Origin of the sequence: Nocardiopsis terrae (assembly GCF_014651695.1) — a bacterium.
In the GTDB taxonomy this organism is placed as follows: domain Bacteria; phylum Actinomycetota; class Actinomycetes; order Streptosporangiales; family Streptosporangiaceae; genus Nocardiopsis; species Nocardiopsis terrae.
In genome coordinates this window covers 1-979 of sequence record NZ_BMXJ01000019.1, presented here as the reverse complement: position 1 = coordinate 979, position 979 = coordinate 1, and the positions used below count along the sequence as shown (strand labels likewise).

Genomic DNA, 979 nt, shown 5'->3' with positions numbered 1-979 from the left:
GGGGTGGCGTATGGGGCGCGGTGTGGGGGTGGTGTGCCGGGGTGGTCTGGGTTGTCGGTGCAGTATGCGGATTACGCGTTGTGGCAGCACAAACTCCTCGCCGAAGAGGACCCGGACGGTCTCCTGCGGCGCCAGTTGGACTACTGGACGACGGAGCTCCGGGGCCTGCCCGAACGCATCGACCTACCGACCGACCACGACCGGCCGGGTACCGCGAGTCACCGGGGGCAGACGGTCCCCTTTCACGTCCCCGCCGAGCTGCACAAGCGTCTGACCGCCCTCGCCCGGTCCTCGGGCGTGAGCCTGTTCATGGTTCTGCACGCGGGTCTGGCGGCGTTGTTGTCGCGTATGGGTGCGGGTGCGGATGTTCCGATCGGGACCCCGGTGGCCGGGCGCGGGGACGACCGGTTGGAGGATCTGGTCGGGTTCTTCGTGAACACGTTGGTTCTGCGGACGGATCTTTCCGGGGATCCGAGTTTCGCTGAGTTGTTGGGGCGGGTGCGGTCGACGGATCTGGGGGCGTTCGATCATCAGGACGTTCCCTTCGAGCGGGTGGTGGAGGAGGTGAACCCGCAGCGTTCGTTGTCGCGCAATCCGCTGTTCCAGGTCCTCCTCGCACTCCAGAACACGCCGTCTGAGGACCCCGGGTTCACCGGACTGCACGTGCGGCCCGAACCGGTCGCGCCCGAGTTCGCCAAATTCGACCTGGCCCTGGCCGTCGTGGAGGAGCGCGGGTCGAACGGCGAACACGCGGGCATCCGCGGTGACTGGGAGTTCAGCACCGACCTCTTCGAGCGGACGACCGTCGAGGAACTGGGCCGTCGGCTCCTCACCGTCCTCGACACGGTGGTGGAGGACCCCGCCGCTCCCATCTCCGCTCTGGACGTGGTGTCGTGGGGTGAGCGGTCGCGTGTGGTGGAGGGGTTCAACGACACGGGGCGTGTGCTTTCGGGTGGTTCGTTGGTCGGGGCGTTCGAGG

1 protein-coding gene is annotated in these 979 nt (G+C 67.8%); it reads left to right on the top strand.

Features of this window, described 5'->3' with window-relative positions:
- Positions 1 to 57: 57 nt before the first annotated feature.
- A partial coding sequence (locus IE195_RS25980) for a condensation domain-containing protein (RefSeq protein WP_229826471.1) occupies positions 58 to 979 on the top strand: 922 nt, incomplete at its 3' end.